Annotated in this window: 16 protein-coding genes and 1 CRISPR repeat array; of the genes, 15 read left to right on the forward strand and 1 reads right to left on the reverse strand. The window is 49.5% G+C overall.

The features are described 5' to 3' along the window. Window positions 1–18: 18 nt before the first annotated feature. Complete coding sequence (locus YC6258_RS04955) at window positions 19–1,005, reverse strand: zinc-dependent alcohol dehydrogenase family protein (RefSeq protein ID WP_044616058.1); 987 nt, start codon at window positions 1,003–1,005, stop codon at window positions 19–21. Window positions 1,006–1,101: 96 nt separating this feature from the next. Here YC6258_RS04955 and YC6258_RS04960 point away from each other — a divergent pair, with 96 nt between their 5' ends. From YC6258_RS04960 to YC6258_RS05030, 15 genes are all read left to right on the forward strand, one after another. Then, window positions 1,102–1,497, forward strand: coding sequence for an acyl-CoA thioesterase (locus tag YC6258_RS04960; RefSeq protein WP_144407562.1), 396 nt, complete (start codon window positions 1,102–1,104; stop codon window positions 1,495–1,497). 2 nt (window positions 1,498–1,499) lie between these two features. Continuing rightward, window positions 1,500–3,047, forward strand: coding sequence for a class I adenylate-forming enzyme family protein (locus YC6258_RS04965; RefSeq protein WP_044616059.1), 1,548 nt, complete (start codon window positions 1,500–1,502; stop codon window positions 3,045–3,047). Continuing rightward, the gene (locus tag YC6258_RS04970; RefSeq protein WP_044616060.1) at window positions 3,025–4,218 is read left to right on the forward strand and encodes a thiolase family protein; all 1,194 of its coding nucleotides are present in this window, start codon (window positions 3,025–3,027) and stop codon (window positions 4,216–4,218) included. Before YC6258_RS04965 ends, YC6258_RS04970 begins: the two co-directional genes overlap by 23 nt. 735 nt (window positions 4,219–4,953) lie before the next feature. Next, a complete protein-coding gene (locus YC6258_RS04975; RefSeq protein ID WP_044616061.1) occupies window positions 4,954–5,688 on the forward strand; it encodes a substrate-binding periplasmic protein in 735 nt (244 codons plus the stop codon). Between the two features lie 762 nt (window positions 5,689–6,450). Then, on the forward strand, window positions 6,451–7,017 hold the full coding sequence (gene cas6f, locus YC6258_RS04980) for a type I-F CRISPR-associated endoribonuclease Cas6/Csy4 (protein WP_044616062.1): 567 nt from the start codon (window positions 6,451–6,453) through the stop codon (window positions 7,015–7,017). Window positions 7,018–7,046: 29 nt separating this feature from the next. After that, window positions 7,047–8,237, forward strand: coding sequence for an RAMP superfamily CRISPR-associated protein (locus tag YC6258_RS04985; protein WP_044616063.1), 1,191 nt, complete (start codon window positions 7,047–7,049; stop codon window positions 8,235–8,237). Continuing rightward, the gene (gene cas10, locus YC6258_RS04990; protein WP_052830068.1) at window positions 8,237–10,111 is read left to right on the forward strand and encodes a type III-B CRISPR-associated protein Cas10/Cmr2; all 1,875 of its coding nucleotides are present in this window, start codon (window positions 8,237–8,239) and stop codon (window positions 10,109–10,111) included. The genes YC6258_RS04985 and cas10 overlap by 1 nt, the downstream gene beginning before the upstream one ends. After that, window positions 10,108–11,289, forward strand: a complete 1,182-nt coding sequence (locus YC6258_RS04995) for a type III-B CRISPR module-associated Cmr3 family protein (RefSeq protein WP_044616064.1) — start codon at window positions 10,108–10,110, stop codon at window positions 11,287–11,289. The genes cas10 and YC6258_RS04995 overlap by 4 nt, the downstream gene beginning before the upstream one ends. A 28-nt stretch (window positions 11,290–11,317) precedes the next feature. Next, a complete protein-coding gene (gene cmr4 / locus YC6258_RS05000) occupies window positions 11,318–12,226 on the forward strand; it encodes a type III-B CRISPR module RAMP protein Cmr4 (protein WP_044616065.1) in 909 nt (302 codons plus the stop codon). Next, window positions 12,219–12,626 (forward strand): type III-B CRISPR module-associated protein Cmr5, encoded by a 408-nt coding sequence (cmr5, locus tag YC6258_RS05005; protein ID WP_044616066.1) that lies wholly within the window; start codon window positions 12,219–12,221, stop codon window positions 12,624–12,626. Before cmr4 ends, cmr5 begins: the two co-directional genes overlap by 8 nt. After that, on the forward strand, window positions 12,619–13,830 hold the full coding sequence (gene cmr6 / locus YC6258_RS05010; protein ID WP_044616067.1) for a type III-B CRISPR module RAMP protein Cmr6: 1,212 nt from the start codon (window positions 12,619–12,621) through the stop codon (window positions 13,828–13,830). Before cmr5 ends, cmr6 begins: the two co-directional genes overlap by 8 nt. A 36-nt stretch (window positions 13,831–13,866) precedes the next feature. Beyond that, window positions 13,867–14,595 (forward strand): DUF6602 domain-containing protein, encoded by a 729-nt coding sequence (locus YC6258_RS05015; protein ID WP_044616068.1) that lies wholly within the window; start codon window positions 13,867–13,869, stop codon window positions 14,593–14,595. Between the two features lie 495 nt (window positions 14,596–15,090). Next, window positions 15,091–16,198: direct repeats of the CRISPR family, unit length 28 nt; unit sequence GTTCACTGCCGAATAGGCAGCTTAGAAA. 186 nt (window positions 16,199–16,384) lie between these two features. Next, the gene (locus tag YC6258_RS05020; protein WP_044616069.1) at window positions 16,385–16,879 is read left to right on the forward strand and encodes a DUF2059 domain-containing protein; all 495 of its coding nucleotides are present in this window, start codon (window positions 16,385–16,387) and stop codon (window positions 16,877–16,879) included. Window positions 16,880–16,961: 82 nt separating this feature from the next. Continuing rightward, on the forward strand, window positions 16,962–17,354 hold the full coding sequence (locus YC6258_RS05025; protein ID WP_144407563.1) for a hypothetical protein: 393 nt from the start codon (window positions 16,962–16,964) through the stop codon (window positions 17,352–17,354). Window positions 17,355–17,659: 305 nt separating this feature from the next. After that, window positions 17,660–17,926 (forward strand): hypothetical protein, encoded by a 267-nt coding sequence (locus tag YC6258_RS05030; protein ID WP_044616071.1) that lies wholly within the window; start codon window positions 17,660–17,662, stop codon window positions 17,924–17,926. The last annotated feature ends 203 nt before the right edge of the window (window positions 17,927–18,129 follow it).

Here is an 18,129-nt window from a genome sequence, read left to right on the forward strand (position 1 = left end):
CTTGGTGAATAACGGGGATCACATCAGATCCAACAATACCTTGCCGTCCCGGTCCGGATCTTCGATCCGTTTGAACGCCTCGTGAATATCAGCCAGTGCGAACACCGAGTCAATATCGCTGCTCACCGTACCGGCCAGCATTAATGGCTCCAGTGTTTGAAACAGCGCATGAACACTGGATTTTTCCGCTTGATGTATCCAGTTGCGCAGCACAAACAATTCGAACCTCACTCCACTCAGTTGCAATGGCAGATCGGCCGCCAATGGTTGTCCGGATAACAATCCATAATGAATCAAATGCCCATCAGGTTTCAGACTGCGAGCCAGTGCCATACCCACCTTGCCGCCCACCGCATCCAGCAGCAGATCCACCGAATCCGATGGCAGTAGCTCATTAAGAGTCTTATCAAAATCCGGCTCCTCGGTGAACAACACTGCTTCCAGTGCCAGCCCTTGCAGTCGTGACAGCGACGAATGTCGCCGCAAGGTCACCACCGGCTCAATGCCGGACTGATTCAACAAGCGGATCAACATCCGGCCAATCTCCGAAGCCCCGGCACTGATCACCACCCGCATGCCCGGTTGTATCCGGGCACGCTCATGCAGCATCAGCCAGGCTGTGGCCGGATTTACATACAAGGTTGCCGCCTGTGGCAGCGTAAGTGTTTCAGAGACCGGAATGCACCACTGCGCCGGAGATCGCTTATAACTGCTCCAGTTACCCGGCAGGCCAATGGGTAACACCCGGGTACCCACGGTGGGAGAGGTGACCCCTTCACCACAGGCCACCACCATACCAGTACCTTCATACCCAGGCTGGAACGGCAGCGCAATGCGGGAACGGTAGGCCCCGGAAATGGTAATCAGATCAGAAGGATTGATCACACTGCGCTGCATTTTGACCACCACCTCACCGGGAGCCGGTTCCGGCATGGGCTGATCAAACAGCTCCACCACCTCGCCGGGATGACCGAATTGATGGATAATGCTGGCCGCTGCTGACATCTCAAACATCCTTTAATAAAAAGCAGCGGGATTGTAGCGTGTTCTCAACGGGAAAGGTGACCGGTGACCGATATTCAACAGCAGGCCGCGTGGACGGTGCGAATTCCATTTCATGATGTGGACATGCACGGCCATGTGCACAACAGCGTTTATTTTCCCTACTGCGAAACCGCCATCACCGAATACCTGCGCCAACAGGGCCTCAGCGAAGTCTTTTCGCCCACCGCCCATGACTACGCCTACCATGTCCACAAGGTCGAATTCACATTTCATCGACCTTCATTTTTTGAACAGCAGCTCTACTTCCACGTTCAACCGGCGAAACTGAGTCGCACCACCATTGAATTCCGGGTCAGTGTCTACGCCACCGAAGAACCCACGCCACGGGTACAGGCGCGTATCGTCTGGGTCTGTGTTCAGAATCGTCAGATCCGGGTCCAGGCCATTGCGCCAGCGGTGCGCGAGGCTCTGATACCGCTGCTGGAGTCCTGAACGTGGCGGTATATGCACAGCTGGAACAGCACTGTCGGCGGCATCCTGACCGGATGGCCCTGACAGTGGGGCGTCAACGTCTGAACTATGGTCAGCTTTGGCGGCGCTGCCAGCAGGCGCGGGATCGAATCAACCAGCTGCCTTTGGATCGTGTCAGCAGGGATTTTGAACTGCCCGAACATGCTCGCCTGACGGCCATCTGCCTGGGCAACCATCACCGTTTTGTCGAACTGTTTCTGACGGCCTCGGCGGCCCCCAACGTGGTGGCCGTACTTGATCCGGGGTTACCGGCGGGGGTGCTGCAATCTGTACTGCAACGGCTCAAACCCGATCTGCTGATACTGCCCGAACAGCGTCATCCGCTTTATGCGCTGGCCCGTGAGCTTGGCATTACCGTGGATTGTATGGATCACCCGGAACATGAAGTGCCTGAATCCGCCAGTCTGTCAGTTGTGCCGGTTCAATCGGCCCATCAGGATGACCAGCCCTTTCTGATCGGCCTGACCTCCGGTACGACTTCTATGCCCAAAGCCTTTATCCGCTCGCGGCGATCCTGGCGAGAAAGCCTTGAGCACAGTCAGCAGGTTTTTTCCCTGCACGCCGATATGACCACTCTGGCACCGGGCTCCATGACCCAGGGCATTGCCCTGTTTGCATTGCTGGAAAGTCTCAATGCCGGCGCTGAATTCGTCACCGATGGTGATTTCAACGTCATCACGCTGGCCCGGCGACTGGCTGAAGGCCATATTCGCCGGCTGGTGGTCGTGCCTACCATGATTGCGGCCCTGGCGGTATACGCGCAAAACAAGCCGCTGCAGTTTCCTGCTGTTATTCAGGTGGTCAGCGCCGGTGCCAAATTCGAGCGCCATCACTGGCAACAGTGCCAGCAACTGTTTCCGGCGGCCAACATCTTCGAATACTACGGGGCTTCAGAACTGAGTTTTGTCAGCGTGAACCCGCTGACACCGGGTAATATTGACCACGCCATCGACACCGTTGGCCATGCTTTTCCCGGTGTCGAGATCAGCATTCGCGACCAACATGGGCACGAACTGCCCGACGGCCAGAGCGGTCAGGTCTACCTGCGCAGTCCGCTGATCTGCCAGGGTTACCTCTGGCATGATGAAACAGCCACCTTCCAGCAGAATCAGTGGGGAGCGACGGTCGGCGACCTCGGCTATCTGCAAGATGGACGCCTGACCATCGTCGGCCGCGCCGGCGGCATGGTGGTCTCGCGGGGACACAACATCTACCTGAGTGAAGTGGAACGGGCGCTGAAAGCCACCGGACTCATTGCCGAAGCCGTTGTGCTTGGAATTAAAGATGCCTACGCCGGTCAGCGGCTTGTCGCCATCGTTCAACCGCTATTGGATCGGCCTTTAACCACCGACGATCTCAAACATGCCTGTCGCCCGCATATTGGCCGCCATAAAATTCCCCAGGAAATCTATCGCCTGCAACACTGGCCTCTGACCGTCAGTGGCAAAATTGCCCGTAAAACCCTCGAACTCTGGATTCAACAACACCATGCAGCCCTCCAGCGCCTCTAATCAAGCCGTTATCATCGCCGCCCGGCGGACCCCCATCGTCCGTGCCCATGGCCTGTTCAAGCGTATCGATGTCTGCGGTCTGCTTACCCCGTTGATTCACCAGCTCCTGGCAGACAGCGCCATGCCGGCCAGTGAAATCGACGATGTCATCATCGGCAATGCCACCGCCAGCAGTGGCAACATTGCACGCCTGGCTGCGCTCTCAGCCGGGCTGCCCATAACCGTGCCCGGTGTCACCGTGGATCGCCAGTGCGGCTCCGGGCTTGAAGCCATCATCCAGGCCTGCCGTCAGGTACAGGCCGGAGCCGGAGATGTATATCTGGCCGGTGGCGTGGAAAGTATCAGCACCGCGCCCTGGCGTATGGAACGCCCGCAAAGCGCCGATGCCCAACCCCGTTTCTTCAGCCGTGCCCGTTTTGCCCCTGACAGCATCGGTGATCCGGACATGGGTGTGGCTGCCGAAAATGTCGCTCGTCACTGTGGTGTCACGCGAGACCGACAGGATGCGCTTGCCCTGCAAAGTCATCAGCGTGCTGTCGCTGCCCAGCAACAAGGTCTCTTTGCTGGGGAGCTGGTTGCCATCAATACATCGTCAGGTGTTATTAATACCGATGAAGGCCCACGAGCGAGCCTTTCCAAGGCACTGCTGGCGCGCATGAAACCAGTATTCGACAGCACCGGGACCGTGACTGCCGGAAACTGTTGCCAACATAACGATGGCGCGGCGCTGGTGCTCGTGGTCAGCGCCAAGAGAGCCCAAAAAATGGGGTTGCCCGTAGCCATGAAGTTCTGTGATGCCACTGCCGCAGGTGTTGACCCAAACCTGCTCGGGCTCGGGCCGGTGCCTGCTACCCGCAAGCTGCTGCGTAGAAATCCGCATATCTCTCTGCCCGAGATCGACCTGATTGAATTCAACGAAGCCTTTGCCGCACAAGTACTGGGTGCCCTCTACAGCCTTGGCATTCCCGCTGAAAAAATCAATCGGGAGGGTGGCGCTATTGCCCTGGGTCACCCTTATGGTGCTTCCGGGGCGGTACTCGTGACCCGGCTATTCAGCCAGATGCAACGCAACGACAGCCCCGGTCAACATGGTCTGGCCACCCTCGGCATCGGCGGCGGACTTGGATTGAGCGCATTGTTTGAATACACCAGCCTGGACATACATGCGTGATCAATCCGACGTTTTGCACAAACCAAACCGTGCTTATATAAACCCCAAAATCCCGCAGGTCTGACCGTCGCCATGATAACAGCGACACGCTATACAAACGTGCGAAAATCATAAAAATCCCGCATTTGTCCGCAATCATCGCATCACAGTGACACAGCAGTTTTCTGTTTAAATGTTGGATAATTCAGTAGCGCTTATTTGCATTCTGTAAGCATGCTCATCCAGTATCAATTTTCTGGATCAGTAATATCCGGATGACAGATCGAAGCCGGATAGCTTAGCTGCGCTGCATAGAAAATCAGCGAACTGGTCTGAGAGAATCTTAACCTGACGAGAGAACAGCTGAACTGTACCTGGCATTAAAAACCGTAGCAGGCAGATGGCAAAAAGCTGGTTTAATACAGGTGACAGTGATCATGAAAACAATATGCTTGTTATAGTTTTATGAACACAGCTAGAGAATTGAGAAAGTACTCAAACAAATCAACCATTTCATTTGAATGCCAGACAATTCGAAATACATGTATCACTGACTCAGAAAATCTTCAAAAATTGTGTAGTTATTGCTGACTCACGGATTTCACTCAAACGCCAACAGTCCTTCGTTTTCATAAAAAAGGCTTTCTACCCTCCTGAGCACAACAAAAATACAATGACTTTCTTGATATCAAAGAAACCACGACTAACCTGATCATATAGAAACATTATATTTTTATGCCCGGCGAGGATTTGATAGTGAAAAAGATATTTTTTTCTCTGACAGTATTTGTTTTGTTTGGTTTTCAGAATGCCAATTCGGAAACCGTCAAAGTAATGCTGGAGCCTTTTCCACCGCTGATTACCGAAGATGGCAAGGGTTTGAGTGTGGATTTTTTAAGGGAGGTCGAAAAAATATCAGACCTGAAATTTGAGATTATGATCGTCAACTACGCCAGGGCCAAAAGTGAATTGCAATCCGGTAATGTGGACTTAATTGGTCATACACCCTATGAGATGGAAGTGCCGGAATTTTATACCTATTCCCAGGAGCTGAAATGGTCTATTAATTCACCGGCGGATCTATACTCACTGGATGCCGCGAAAATTTCTGAAGATAGCTTTAGAACATTAAAACGCATTGGCACACCAAAAGGTAATGAAGGGGTTTTCTCTGAGATACTTGCTATTCCTGTGGGTCAGTTTGTGGGTGGCAACAGTGTGGAAAGTCTGCTAAAAATGCTGGAAAGTGGTCGGATAGATGCATTGTTGTTTGAGCGGGCCTCCGTGATGAATACGATGCAGTCACAAAGCATTCATGGAGTTTATTATCGTAACGCAGTCCATATTCCTATTGGTTTTGCCGTGCAAAAAACGGCCAAAGGCGATCAACTGAAAACAAAGCTGGAAAGCCTCTTTAAACAGGTTGATCAAGACAAAGTCTATGAGCCAGTTAACAAATATTGGAAACTGTCCGATGAAGGTAAAATATAGCATTCATTACCTAGAGGCCTGTGAAAAACACGAATAGTTTTGATGCAGGCGAGGAAGCACCACTCGCAACACCGCAGTTTACTGGGGTAAATGAGGATGTGAGACTGGGGCTGACAACGTCCTGCGCGAAAATAGTCCATTTTTCAGAGCTTCCCTAGTATACGAATGGAAAAAAAATGCTGGCTGCACCCCGTTTTAGTCCCGTCGTTTATAAATTTATATGCGCGTATGCAGCATGAGTGCTGCATAACATTTGAAACAAAACATATTCACTTCAAATACCTTGTTTGTATGTTATAAGGCACCTCCGGTTAATGAAATTCTGGTGTTGCATGGACGCATCACCATAAACCTTCACATCGCCTGTCGCCCACCAAACAACGAATATTTCACCGGGTATTCATAAGCAACCAACCTTGATAATCAACCCGCCAGGTCAGCTGATAGATACGATAGTAACCAACCAGAAAACTTTTAAGATCATACTAATGTATGAATTTCTGATGTTGATGCGAGACCGTAAATACACTAATTTTCCACAAATGGAAGCAGTCATTTAAGGAACAGTGATGGTCCTGCCATGATCCAAATCCGTATGTGTGAGCATAACGGAACTTGATTACCCACCGCCGACACTTCCACACAAAAAGTCTGAAATGCTGATGCCCTTGTCAGCCGAAACGGTTCAGTTGCAAGCTTGCAACTCGAATTCCTGCAGTTTTTGGTAACTCTTATAGAGTGGCCACGGATTGGAATGAAGACATGGAATACTATTTTGAAATTCAGGTATTGCCTGATCCTGAGTTCAGTCAGCACATGCTGATGAACGCACTGTTCGCAAAACTACACCGCACCCTTGTCAACCTGCCCAACAACGCCATTGCCATCAGTTTCCCCAATGCCGAAGCCGGCAAAACCCGCAACGTGGGCGATGTATTGAGAATACATGGTTGCCAGGCCAACCTCACAACCCTTGAAACCATACCGTGGCGCAAAGGTCTGGGTGAATATACCCAGGTCGGTACCATTGCCCGAGTACCCGACGTGAAAGAATTTCGCGTGATCAAACGGGTACAGAGCAAATCCAGCGCCGAACGCCTGCGCCGCCGCGCGGCCCGCCGGCACGAACTCTCCAGCCAGCAGGCCGAGACCCGTATACCCCACGAAATTGAAAAAAAACTCAGTCAGCCATTTCTGACACTCAAAAGCAGCTCCACCGGTCAACAATTTCCATTGTTCATCGACCAAAGCACCTGCTACCCAAAACCCCAACCCGGAGACTTCTCCAAATATGGCCTGAGCCAGCGTGCGACAGTGCCGTGGTTTTAACGTATGGCTGTTAATAGAAGGAATCATTTATGCCGCCAAAAGAAATAATCTGTCACTTTAAACTGGTGACGCCCTGTTTTATCAGCACAGACTCCAAAAACTGTGCCGATACTATTCCGCCAACAGCCATCAAAGGCGCATTAATGTTCTGGTGGCGAGCGCTTAACTGGCATCGTGTGTATCAAGACGCCAATAACAATACGAATAAGGCACTGCAAAAACTTCATCAAGAGGAACGTGAAATATGGGGTGGTGCAGGATCTGACGATACACAATCGACGGTGGGTCAGAGTCGTGTGATGTTGAGGGTGGAGGGGAAATTTACCAAGAAAACCAAAAACCAAACGGGTTGGAAAGAGGGTATGACGTACCTGGCTGGACAAGGGTTAAAATCACGAGAGGAGTATTTAGAAACTACCGATTCAGCATTCAAATTAAAAGTAAGGTTGGTCAGATTATCGCCAAAATATCAAGAACAAGTAGAAAAAGCTATTTTGGTGTTTGGCCTGCTGGGTGGATTAGGGAGTCGTTCCCGTAAAGGGTTTGGCTCTGTCGCCTTGCAGGAAATTGAAGGTGCTCAGTATATAACGCTGCCAACGAATTATGATGCATTGAAAGATTTCCTTAAAGGTACAGATGAACTACCGCCTTTTACGGCTTTTTCAAACAAAAGTAGAGTTAAGCTGCTTGATAAACGAGATAAATGCAGTGAAATTGAGGCGTTGGAATCAGTTGCTGAAAAAATTCAGGAATATCGAAGAGGAGAGGCATTTAAAGGCGATGCTCAATTGGCTGCAACAATTATTAGACGTCTGGGAAAGAAAAAAAATATCAGACTCAATCAGAATGAACGACCTGAGAGAATATTCGAAATGCCCTATCGGGTTCAGTTTGGTCTACCTCATGGTTATTTTTTTAGAGAATTCGACGGTAAAGGAAACGGTAAATTAACGCTTGAACCATTTTTATCAAATAACCGAAAAATACAAATAAACCGTAGATCATCTCCCCTTATCATCCATATGCACCAGTTTCCAGATGATCCTGCTTTTTATCCTGTCATGGCATTACTTCCAGCCGTTTTTTTGCCTCCAAACTGTGCAATCGCTCCCAAAGGAAAAGCACACTTGATACAGATACCGGCAAAAGTGCATCAGGATATGAAATATGAAGCGATACACACTTTGTTGGATCAAATGAAAGGTAAGGAGATACCATAGTGCAACAATATTTTCACTTTACTATTGGTCCGGTTCAGGGATTTGTTGCCCAGGCGCGACGTACTCAGGATTTTTGGGCCGGCTCTTTTTTGTTGTCCTGGTTGTCCGGAATCGCCATCTGTCAGGTGCAGGCACAGATCGAAAAAACCGGTTGTGGCGAGATTCTGTTTCCCAAACCTGACCTTTGTTTTATCGATGCACTCAAAGGCATTTCCACAGCAGGCGGCCCTTCACAAGGCAGCATTCCCAATCGATTTCTGGCTCAAGTTTCAGCTGACTTTGATCCTCAGGCAGTGACCCGTGCCGTGCAGCAGGCATGGCAATCGCTGGCGGATGCAGTGTGGCAGCAAAAGCTGGAGCACGTTTTGGGAAAGACCTCTAGCGCCTTTCAAATATGGCAGCGTCAGGTATCCGGCTTCTGGGAGTTACAGTGGTGTTTGACTGAGCGAGCCGATGAGAGTTATGTGCTGGATCAGCGCAAGCAAATACGGACTCATTTTCCGCCGGATGAGCCGGGAATCAAATGCATGATGATGGATGGATTGCAAGAGTTGTCCGGCATTACACGACCCGATGCTGCAAAAATGAAACACTTTTGGGAGTCCTTGCGGGAAAACATTCCGCCACCTCAGCTCAGAGAAGGGGAACATCTGAGTGCACCGGCACTGATTAAGCGCTGTTTTCGGGATGTCTTCGAGACGCAAAAAATCCCTCTCGATGGCGTAACCGTACATGGCTGGAGGTTGCCACAATCGATACCCTCTACCAGTTATCTGGCAGCCTCTCCCTGGATACGCAAAGCGCTTGAAAATACCGTTGAAAATGAGGTTGCCGTTGAGGCATGGAATACATTCGCCCAACAAACTCACGTTAATAACCTGTCTACTGAACCAGTGAATCCGGACTGGTTTAACACTTATCCGTCACTACCTGATTCAGTGAGCCAGTGGTTACGGCTCGATGGTAACCTTTATTTTCCACATATGCTTTTTGATGAAGGATTTTGTGAAAATGAAGATGTTGCCAAAAAGGCTGAACACACATTCAAGCGACTGAAAGCAGCTGTGGGACTGAAATCCCCCTCAGCGTTCTACGCCATCGTATTGATGGATGGCGACAGGCTTGGCTCACAAATGTCCGTGCAATCCAAGCAGCAGGCTATTAGTGAATCGTTGAGTGCGTTTACCCAGGCAGTACCGGAATTGGTTACCCGGTACAATGGATTCCTGGTGTATGCCGGTGGGGACGACGTATTGGCGTTGCTGCCTTTGGACAGTGCAATTCAGTGTGCCACAGCCATCCGCGAACAGTATGAACAATGTTTTGAGCATGCCAAGGCAGCAGTCGGCATTGAAACCTCTATCTCCGCAGCGGTGTTATTGACCCATGCCAAGCAGTTACTGACCACACAGTTACAACGAGCCCACAGCCTGCTGGATGACGTTGCCAAAAACCGTACCGGGCGTAATGCGCTGGCAGTGGAGATCTGGAAGCCTGGTGGTTTGCATGCACAATGGAGCCAGCCTTGGGATTGTGAATATCTACAACAAAGTCTCGCGCATTTGCAGTCTCAGACGGAACTGGCGGTCAGCCACGGTTTTTTGTCACGCATCGCCCATGTGCTCGAAAACACCAATACCCTGAACATGGATCCGATGCTTATTGAAGCGCTGATTCGGGTGGAATATCGCCGCGGTCGCAAAGACGATATCAAAGACGGTCGATACCTGAGCGATGAAACAAAAATGATTCAACGATTCATCGAACTATGTCGTCGTTGGGAACATGGGCAAGTGCAACAAGGGTTTCAGCCCGATGCGGTAAAACTATTGCACTTTCTCGTTTCTGAACAACCTGCCAAGGAGACCGTATGAGTACCTTTCAGACACTGGATGTGGATTTTACCCCTGTCGACTCCTGGTTTTTTCGTGAGTCCCGGCCGTTTGATGCCATCGGCACCAGTCAGCTGGGCAGTGTGTTTCCACCACCGGCTTCCACTGTGCTGGGGGCATTCAGAAACTGGGTAGGCAGACAACTAAACGTTGACTGGGCAACCTATAAATTTAAAGAACAAATGCTCACTCTGCCCGATGGCCAACAAATGTCTGCCTGGGAGCTGATTGGTGGGCTGGCTGGTCATCCCGGACTCATCTGTCTGGATGAACTGGGCTTGATGTTTAACCAGGAACGGCTTTATCCCTTGCCCATGGGATTGCAGCAGGATATGGAACAAAGACTTTATCGATTGCAGGACAGTGAACCCGTGCGCTGTGATCTCGGTTTTATTCGTTTACCCCGAGCCGTGACTCATCCAGGGGTTCGTACACGGGCTATCACCAATACCTGGATCACGGCAGAAGGTTTGCGAACTTATCTGGCCGGTGGCATTCCGGCAGAGCATACCCTGAAACCAGAGTCTGAACTGATTGTCCAGGAACCGCATATCGGTATTGCCCTTTCGCGGGGACGCACGATCAAAGAACAGATGTTTTATCAAACCCGCCATATTCGCCTGCATCAGGGGGTTTCTGTGTTTGCGCGTTTTTCCGGCCTGCCGGAGGAACTCATCAACCTGCTGGATGGCGGTTCTGACCATATTCGCTTCGGTGGTGAAGGTCGACAGGCGGCAATCCGTTGTCAGCGCAGTGATGCAGACTTGCCGATATCGGAATGCCCCAAAAATCGCGATTTCACAATGACCTTGTTAACGGCTGCCAGTTTCCGCAACGGCGATCAACCGGACTGGTTACCAGCAGACGCAAAACAATGTACAGCCGAAGATGGCAGTGATTATTGGCAGGTAAACATAGCCGATACCCCGGTGCAGATTCTCAGCGCAGTGGTGGGGAAGACCTTACGTCAGGGTGGGTGGGATATGGCATTGGGTGGCCCCAAACCGGTCACCAGTCTTATTCCGGCAGGCAGCACATATTTCTGCCAACTGCCTGAAGATGTTCAACCCAGGGTTCTTGAACAACTTCAGTACCAATGGGTCGGCCATGAAAGAAACCTGGGTCGTGGGCTGATATGCATAGGCAATATCAACCGTTAACCTTATTCATCTTAAAGGATAAAAATATATGAGCGGATATCAACATACATTGCTGGGCCTGATCAGCCATACAGCCATTCATGCCGGTAGCGGTGAATCAGACCATATTATTGATCAGCCGATTCAACGTGAAGCCCATACCGATTGGCCATGTATTTATGGTTCAAGTATGAAAGGCGCGTTTCGAAGCAAAGCACGGAATACCGAAGGCATAAGCTCTACTGTTGAACGTTTATTTGGCAAAGACCCGGATCAACACGGTGCCCACGATCAGGCAGGTGAACTCATGATCAGTGATGCCCGTTTATTACTATTGCCTGTACGTTCCCTCAATACCCATTATCGCTGGGTGACATGTCCGGCCATCCTGGGACGGCTGAAACGTGATTTGCAACGGTTGGGTGATAAGGTTGCTAACAAATTGGATGCGGATATCCCCGTAGATAACGAAAGCGCTGTAGTGGCCAGTGAGCTATCAGAAGCGCTATACCTTGAAGAATATCGGCTCACTATCCCGGAAAGCTCCCAGGTAACCTCAGAAAAGCTGACAGCCTGGGTGAAAATCATCAGCAAGTTGGTAACGGAGCGTGACCAGGACATAACAAACTTACTGACCATTGTCAGTGACGATACCTTTCGCCACCTGTGCCGTGCAGCCACACCCGTCAGTACCCATGTTCGTCTGAAGACAGACACCAAGACTAACGATGGTGGCGCATTATGGACCATGGAAAGCCTGCCACCAGATACCCTGATGTATGTGATGCTGAGCGCTGCAACCTCACGTAGTCAAGGTGACAAAGAGCGCTCTGAAACTGAATTTCAGCAAACAGTGACACAACTGTTCAAAGACCCCTATGTGCAAGTGGGCGGTAATGAAACCACCGGTATGGGGTGGTTGCAGGTTAAGACCTGGCAGGAGCAAAGTGATGAGTAATCCGGTTCAGTTAATAGAGCAAAAACGCGCCAGGTTCGCTTTGGATGCCGTTCAGAAATTTGTGAGTAAAGATGATTCTGACCAGAAATCATTTGTTGCCTATGCCCGCCAACTACCTGCCATGATTCAGACCAATGGCCTGGGACAGGCAGCGGCATTTTATAAAGCCAAAGGAACAAAGTCGAAGGCATATAACGAGTTATATCAATTGCTCGGCAAGTGGTTATCTCGCGAACAGGCAATTTACCCGGAGGAGGACTTGATAACCGCCATCACCCAAAACGATATGCATTGCTATCGTCTGGCACAGGCAGAAGTGCAGGCATTGTTAATTTGGGTGAAAAAATTTGCCGAAGCGCTATGTGACAAAGAGAAGACCGGAGGTAACAAAAATGACTGAGGTGTTCCCGCTTTATCAACAAGCAAATAAGATTCCCAAACAACGTCAATCCACTCACGCCGGTCTATACTTTGACCGGTTTTACAATTTGAATGAAGCGCAGTCCGATCAGAAGTCGCGCAAAGATGAAAGTCCGGAAACCAGAAAATCAGGTTTTTTGAAAGAAATTGAGCGCATGTCAGGCGAGTCAAAATGCGGGAACCCCAGCGAACTAAGGGCTTATCAGGATCGTCATCTGAATCTGCTGATTGCCCTGAATGGCGTTGCCCGAGTCTATCGCAGTGACTGGCATTGGGTCAGTGGATTGGGTCTGCCTAATCCGGTTGAAAATGGTTTTCTCTGGCATCCTACACTGGCTACCCCTTACCTGTCTGGAGCGGCCGTAAAAGGTCTGGTGAGAGCCTGGATCGAACAGGATGCAGCCGAAACAAAAGAAAAAAAACAACTGCTGAAAAAACTCTTTGGCAGTGACACCAAGCAAACCACCGAACAACAAACCGGTGACATCATATTTTTTGATGCATTTCCGATAGAACCTGTCGAACTGACCGTTGATACCATCACGCCACATTATTCAGACTGGTATAGCAACGGTAATAACGCAACTATCGATAACCCCGAAACCGTACCCGCTGATTGGAATACCACGCAACCCATTCCCTTCCTGGCAATCAAACAATCAAAACTCATGTTCTCATTTGCAGCCAGACCCGGCATCAGTCTTTCCGAACAGGAACGCTTACTGATAAAAACTGCATTAGACGACGCGCTACAGTGGCTTGGGGCAGGTGCCAAGACGGCGGTTGGCTATGGGTATATGAGTGAGGACCTGAATGAGACGAACAGACTGGGCAAAGAACGCCGAAAGAGGGAGGAAGAACTTCGAAAAAGGGAGGAAGAACGTCGAAAGAGGGAGGAGGCACTATTGAGGCCTGCCGAAAAGACACTGAAATGGTTACAAAATGCCTTGAATCACAGACTTGACAACGGCATACAACCTAACCCAAGTGATGAACTACGTCAAAAGCTGGCAGAGGCAATCAAAAAAGCAGAAGAAAGCGATGAATGGTTATCTACAGAAGTTGAGATGCTTGTAGCATTAGCCGATAGATGTATTGAGTATTGGGGTGGGTGTAAAGGAAATAAAAAACTGACAACTTTACAGACATCAGCACATCAGTTACTCGAAAAGCACTCGTGTTGATGACTGAAAATATCATATTCACTAAAGGAGAAACCTGTGTCTGATTGGAAATTATCGCAGCTTCTGGAAAGCTTGCATGGTGATATTCAGCATCGGCTGAAAACGGTTCGCCAGACCATTGAGCACCCGACGATGAAGGGTGATGGTAGCGAAAATGTCTGGATAGGACTTCTGAACAACTATTTGCCGGAACGCTATCGCTCAAGCCGAGCATTTGTAGTCGACAGCAATGGAGAGTTTAGCGAGCAGATGGATGTCGTGATTTATGACCGCCAGTACTCACCATTGGTATTTCACTATGAAGAGCAACTGATCATTCCCGCCGAGAGTGTTTATGCTGTATTTGAAGTCAAACAGACCTTTGATAAAGGTCATATTGACGCGGCACATAAAAAGGTTGCCAGTGTCAGAAAACTCTATCGCACCTCCATGGATATAGTGCATGCTGGAGGGATAAGTAAATCCCGGACCCCATTTTCCATAATTGGTGGAATATTGGCATTGGAGTGCGATTTGAAAGAGCTGGAAACTACTCTTAAAGGGTATTTGATGGGAGCGGACAGAAACGATGAATCAAAATGGTTAACCAGTGGATGTGCTGCAAACAGGTGTTTTTTTTATCACGATAAAGAACATCATGATATTAAAATCAGCCAGCATCCGAAAGCCACAACAGCCTTTCTGTTTCAACTATTATCGCAGTTACAAAGCTGTGGAACGGTGCCTATGCTGGATATTCATGCCTATGGTAAATGGCTTGAATAACAGAACGATTGTTAACATCCTGCTGATGTCGGGTTGGTCTGAGTCGTTGGCTGCACAAGCCAAAAATAGAGACACATAAACCTGCCCATCTTTCAGGCCAATCAAAACCGGTTGCCAACAACAGATGACAACATCACCCGAATACAAAAAATAAAACCGTAGGATGAGTCAGGCGGGTGTAGCACCATGAGTCACTTGCAACCACCCCGTAATCGCAGTACAAAAGCCGCGATGCTGCCAACAGCGATATAGCGGCCATAACAACCGTTATCCGGGAATCGTCCGCAGAATAACCGGATGTTATCGAATAACGGAAGATATAACCGGCGCAGCTGGGAGAAATACCAAAGATTGATACCAAAAATACCAATCTTTTTGGCTCTTTAAAAAATTGCTTGAAAATCAATGGGTTACAACAGGCCCAAAAAACATTGGTGAAACCATCGTTTTTTGGCTAAGTGATTGTTGTGACTTATTTTTTGCGTTTATACTTCAGTTCACTGCCGAATAGGCAGCTTAGAAAAGCGGCAGGAGTAACAGAGATGAAACAACTATGTTCACTGCCGAATAGGCAGCTTAGAAATAAAACAAGTACTGTATAAATATACAGTATGGGTTCACTGCCGAATAGGCAGCTTAGAAAACATTGCCGTTGGCAGTCACATTGGCATTAGCGTTCACTGCCGAATAGGCAGCTTAGAAATTGATGACCGGCGCAATCAGTACACCCATAAGGTTCACTGCCGAATAGGCAGCTTAGAAATGTCCGACAGTTGAGACCGCATTGGCCAACGAGTTCACTGCCGAATAGGCAGCTTAGAAATGAGCGGCGGTTTTTTTAGGTAATGTTTTTTTGTTCACTGCCGAATAGGCAGCTTAGAAAACCAGGTGATACCATAACGCCACCAGACGGCTGTTCACTGCCGAATAGGCAGCTTAGAAACGCGTATTGATTACGCGGGAAATGAAATTAGTGTTCACTGCCGAATAGGCAGCTTAGAAAATGAACCAGCTGCCTTAGCGGCTGCCGAAAGCGTTCACTGCCGAATAGGCAGCTTAGAAAAGAACTGATCATGGCGTACTTGAACAATTAATGTTCACTGCCGAATAGGCAGCTTAGAAATCCAGCTCATCAACTTCATACGTTCCTTTAAAGTTCACTGCCGAATAGGCAGCTTAGAAAAGCGAATACGCGACGTTTGACAATTTCGTTTCGTTCACTGCCGAATAGGCAGCTTAGAAATCGATTTGTTGCGACGTGATCGCGCTCAATAAGTTCACTGCCGAATAGGCAGCTTAGAAATCAGATCTTCCCTTTAGCACCGATTCTGATAAGTTCACTGCCGAATAGGCAGCTTAGAAAAATTGGTATGCCAGTTTCAGAGTCAAACTCATGTTCACTGCCGAATAGGCAGCTTAGAAAGCAGGTCGTCGTCAGATACTAACTTCTTTACAGTTCACTGCCGAATAGGCAGCTTAGAAAGCTGATTAGATTGAGATACATCGTCATGTACGGTTCACTGCCGAATAGGCAGCTTAGAAACGGCGAAAAGTCGGAGACGAGTTTTTATGGTTGTTCACTGCCGAATAGGCAGCTTAGAAACATAGCGTAATAGCTCAACAAAAGACTTCCCAGTTCACTACCGAACAGGCAGCAAAAAACTGCATACACGCCAGCGATTAATGATTTCCGGCATTGGCTTTTAATTTGTGTTGATGCATTCTTACCGGCCTGACATTTTTCGGCCGGTACGTCATTTGTCCGGCAAATTCACAAAAGGAAAGTATGATGTCCAAGTTCTGGATCGTGTGTTTGATGTTGTGTTCGTTCGGTGCTGTTGCCGCGGGGAGTAGTAAGGAGGCCAAGGTGACGGAGTTGATGAATCTGATGGATATGGATGCGTTGATCGATAACATGTATGTGCAGATGGAGCCGATGCTTAAGAACGTCAGCAAACAGCTGGATATTCAACCTTCTGAGCAGCCGTTGTTTGATCAATACTATAACGATGTTCTGACGATCATGAAGACAGATTTCAGTTGGGAAAAAATGCAGCCAGGGTTTATGGATATTTACCTTCGTGAATTTTCCGAGCAGGAAATCGATGACCTGCTGGCGTTTTATAGCACCGAGACCGGGCAGGCGGTATTGAAAAAAATGCCGGAGGTGATGCAGGCGTCGGTGCAGTTGTCGCAAACGTTGATGCAATCGGCGATGCCTAAAATTCAGGCACGGGTGAAGCAGCTGTCCGATGAGCTGGCGGCGTCCCGTCTGGCACAGTAACCTTTTTTTATTCCCATTTGGTACATAACCCGGCATTGATGGATGTCGGGTTTTTTGTGCCTGGTAGATAACAAGGATCGAGATGATGCATCCAACCTTGCAGCAATGGCTTGATGAGCTGGAGCAGGAGCGAACCGAGGAGTTGAAGCTCGGGCACGTTCAGGATCTGGTCCTGTTCTCTTTCACCCCCAACAACTTGTCTGACTGGGGAATGGAATCTCTATCAGCTTTTTTGCAGGCTTGTGCGGCGTTATATGGCCGTTTGCCTTCCGGAGTGGATCGTTGGTTTTATGCCTGGCTCGATGAGATGGCCGGGCAGTTTCGTATTTGCGCCACAGATCGGTTGGATCAGCCGCTGCCCTTTGGTTGTCAGGTGAATCCGGTAAGCCTGGAGACCCTTATCCAGGGCATATTTGCGGTGGATTCCGGCCTGTACAGCCGTCAGGCTCTGGATGTCTGGCAGGTTCGTATCTGATCGGTACGACCGGTGATCCGCTGTTGCCGGTTGACCTGCCTGAAGTGCTTCACGTAGCATCCCTGCTGCGCTGGTTAAACCCGGCGCCGGGATTAGCACCCCGTTTATCAAAACAGAGGCTGAGAGGCACCAAAATGCCGCTCATCGCCTGCGATTCGTCGCGCCTGCATGATATGGCAGGTCGGCGGGCCAGCTTCGGCTGGGCCGTTTCTGTTTTGACGGTAGTGCTAACCCGCTCGGCCTGCCCCCAACCGCTTAGCACCGGAAAAGGGCAGGGGAATCGCTTCAAAACAGGAATCCTCTCTATGTCTGATTCAACCCCTTCTTTCAGTTCTATCAAGCTCGATCTCTGTCATATGATCAATGCCCTCAACGGCAGCCGCGCCATTGTTGGTCTGTTATCGGAATCTGATGATGAGCCGGTGGCCAATGCCGCCGGCATGGCCTTGGTATTTGTGGATGCGCTGCATGCCCGGTTACAGCAGCTTTATCTGGATGTTGAGGTGTGTGAACAGCGTCAGGTTGAGACCTTACGATGTATTGAACAACGGTATCGGACCGCAGTTGATTAATCTCCAGTCGTGCAGGTTGGAAAAGGAGGTACGATGCCTTCCAGCGGTGGGGATGGCGTTTGTGTTTATTCGGCCTAAGTCCTCTGATCCGCTGTTGCCGGTTGACCTGCCTGAAGCGATTCACGTAGCATCCCTGCTGCGCTGGTCAAACCCGGTGCCGGGATTCGAACCCCGTTTATCAAAACAGAGGCTGAGAGGCACCA

The sequence above is a fragment of the Gynuella sunshinyii YC6258 genome, assembly GCF_000940805.1.
Classification (GTDB): Bacteria; Pseudomonadota; Gammaproteobacteria; order Pseudomonadales; family Natronospirillaceae; genus Gynuella; species Gynuella sunshinyii.

What these genes read in the sequence shown, in the direction of transcription:
- YC6258_RS04955 (WP_044616058.1), bottom strand. Translation starts at nt 1,005, where the DNA reads ATGTCAGCAGCGGCCAGCATTATCCATCAATTCGGTCATCCCGGCGAG.
- YC6258_RS04970 (WP_044616060.1), top strand. Translation starts at nt 3,025, where the DNA reads ATGCAGCCCTCCAGCGCCTCTAATCAAGCCGTTATCATCGCCGCCCGG.
- cas6f (WP_044616062.1), top strand. Translation starts at nt 6,451, where the DNA reads ATGGAATACTATTTTGAAATTCAGGTATTGCCTGATCCTGAGTTCAGT.
- YC6258_RS04985 (WP_044616063.1), top strand. Translation starts at nt 7,047, where the DNA reads ATGCCGCCAAAAGAAATAATCTGTCACTTTAAACTGGTGACGCCCTGT.
- YC6258_RS04995 (WP_044616064.1), top strand. Translation starts at nt 10,108, where the DNA reads ATGAGTACCTTTCAGACACTGGATGTGGATTTTACCCCTGTCGACTCC.
- cmr4 (WP_044616065.1), top strand. Translation starts at nt 11,318, where the DNA reads ATGAGCGGATATCAACATACATTGCTGGGCCTGATCAGCCATACAGCC.
- cmr5 (WP_044616066.1), top strand. Translation starts at nt 12,219, where the DNA reads ATGAGTAATCCGGTTCAGTTAATAGAGCAAAAACGCGCCAGGTTCGCT.
- cmr6 (WP_044616067.1), top strand. Translation starts at nt 12,619, where the DNA reads ATGACTGAGGTGTTCCCGCTTTATCAACAAGCAAATAAGATTCCCAAA.
- YC6258_RS05020 (WP_044616069.1), top strand. Translation starts at nt 16,385, where the DNA reads ATGTCCAAGTTCTGGATCGTGTGTTTGATGTTGTGTTCGTTCGGTGCT.
- YC6258_RS05025 (WP_144407563.1), top strand. Translation starts at nt 16,962, where the DNA reads ATGATGCATCCAACCTTGCAGCAATGGCTTGATGAGCTGGAGCAGGAG.
- YC6258_RS05030 (WP_044616071.1), top strand. Translation starts at nt 17,660, where the DNA reads ATGTCTGATTCAACCCCTTCTTTCAGTTCTATCAAGCTCGATCTCTGT.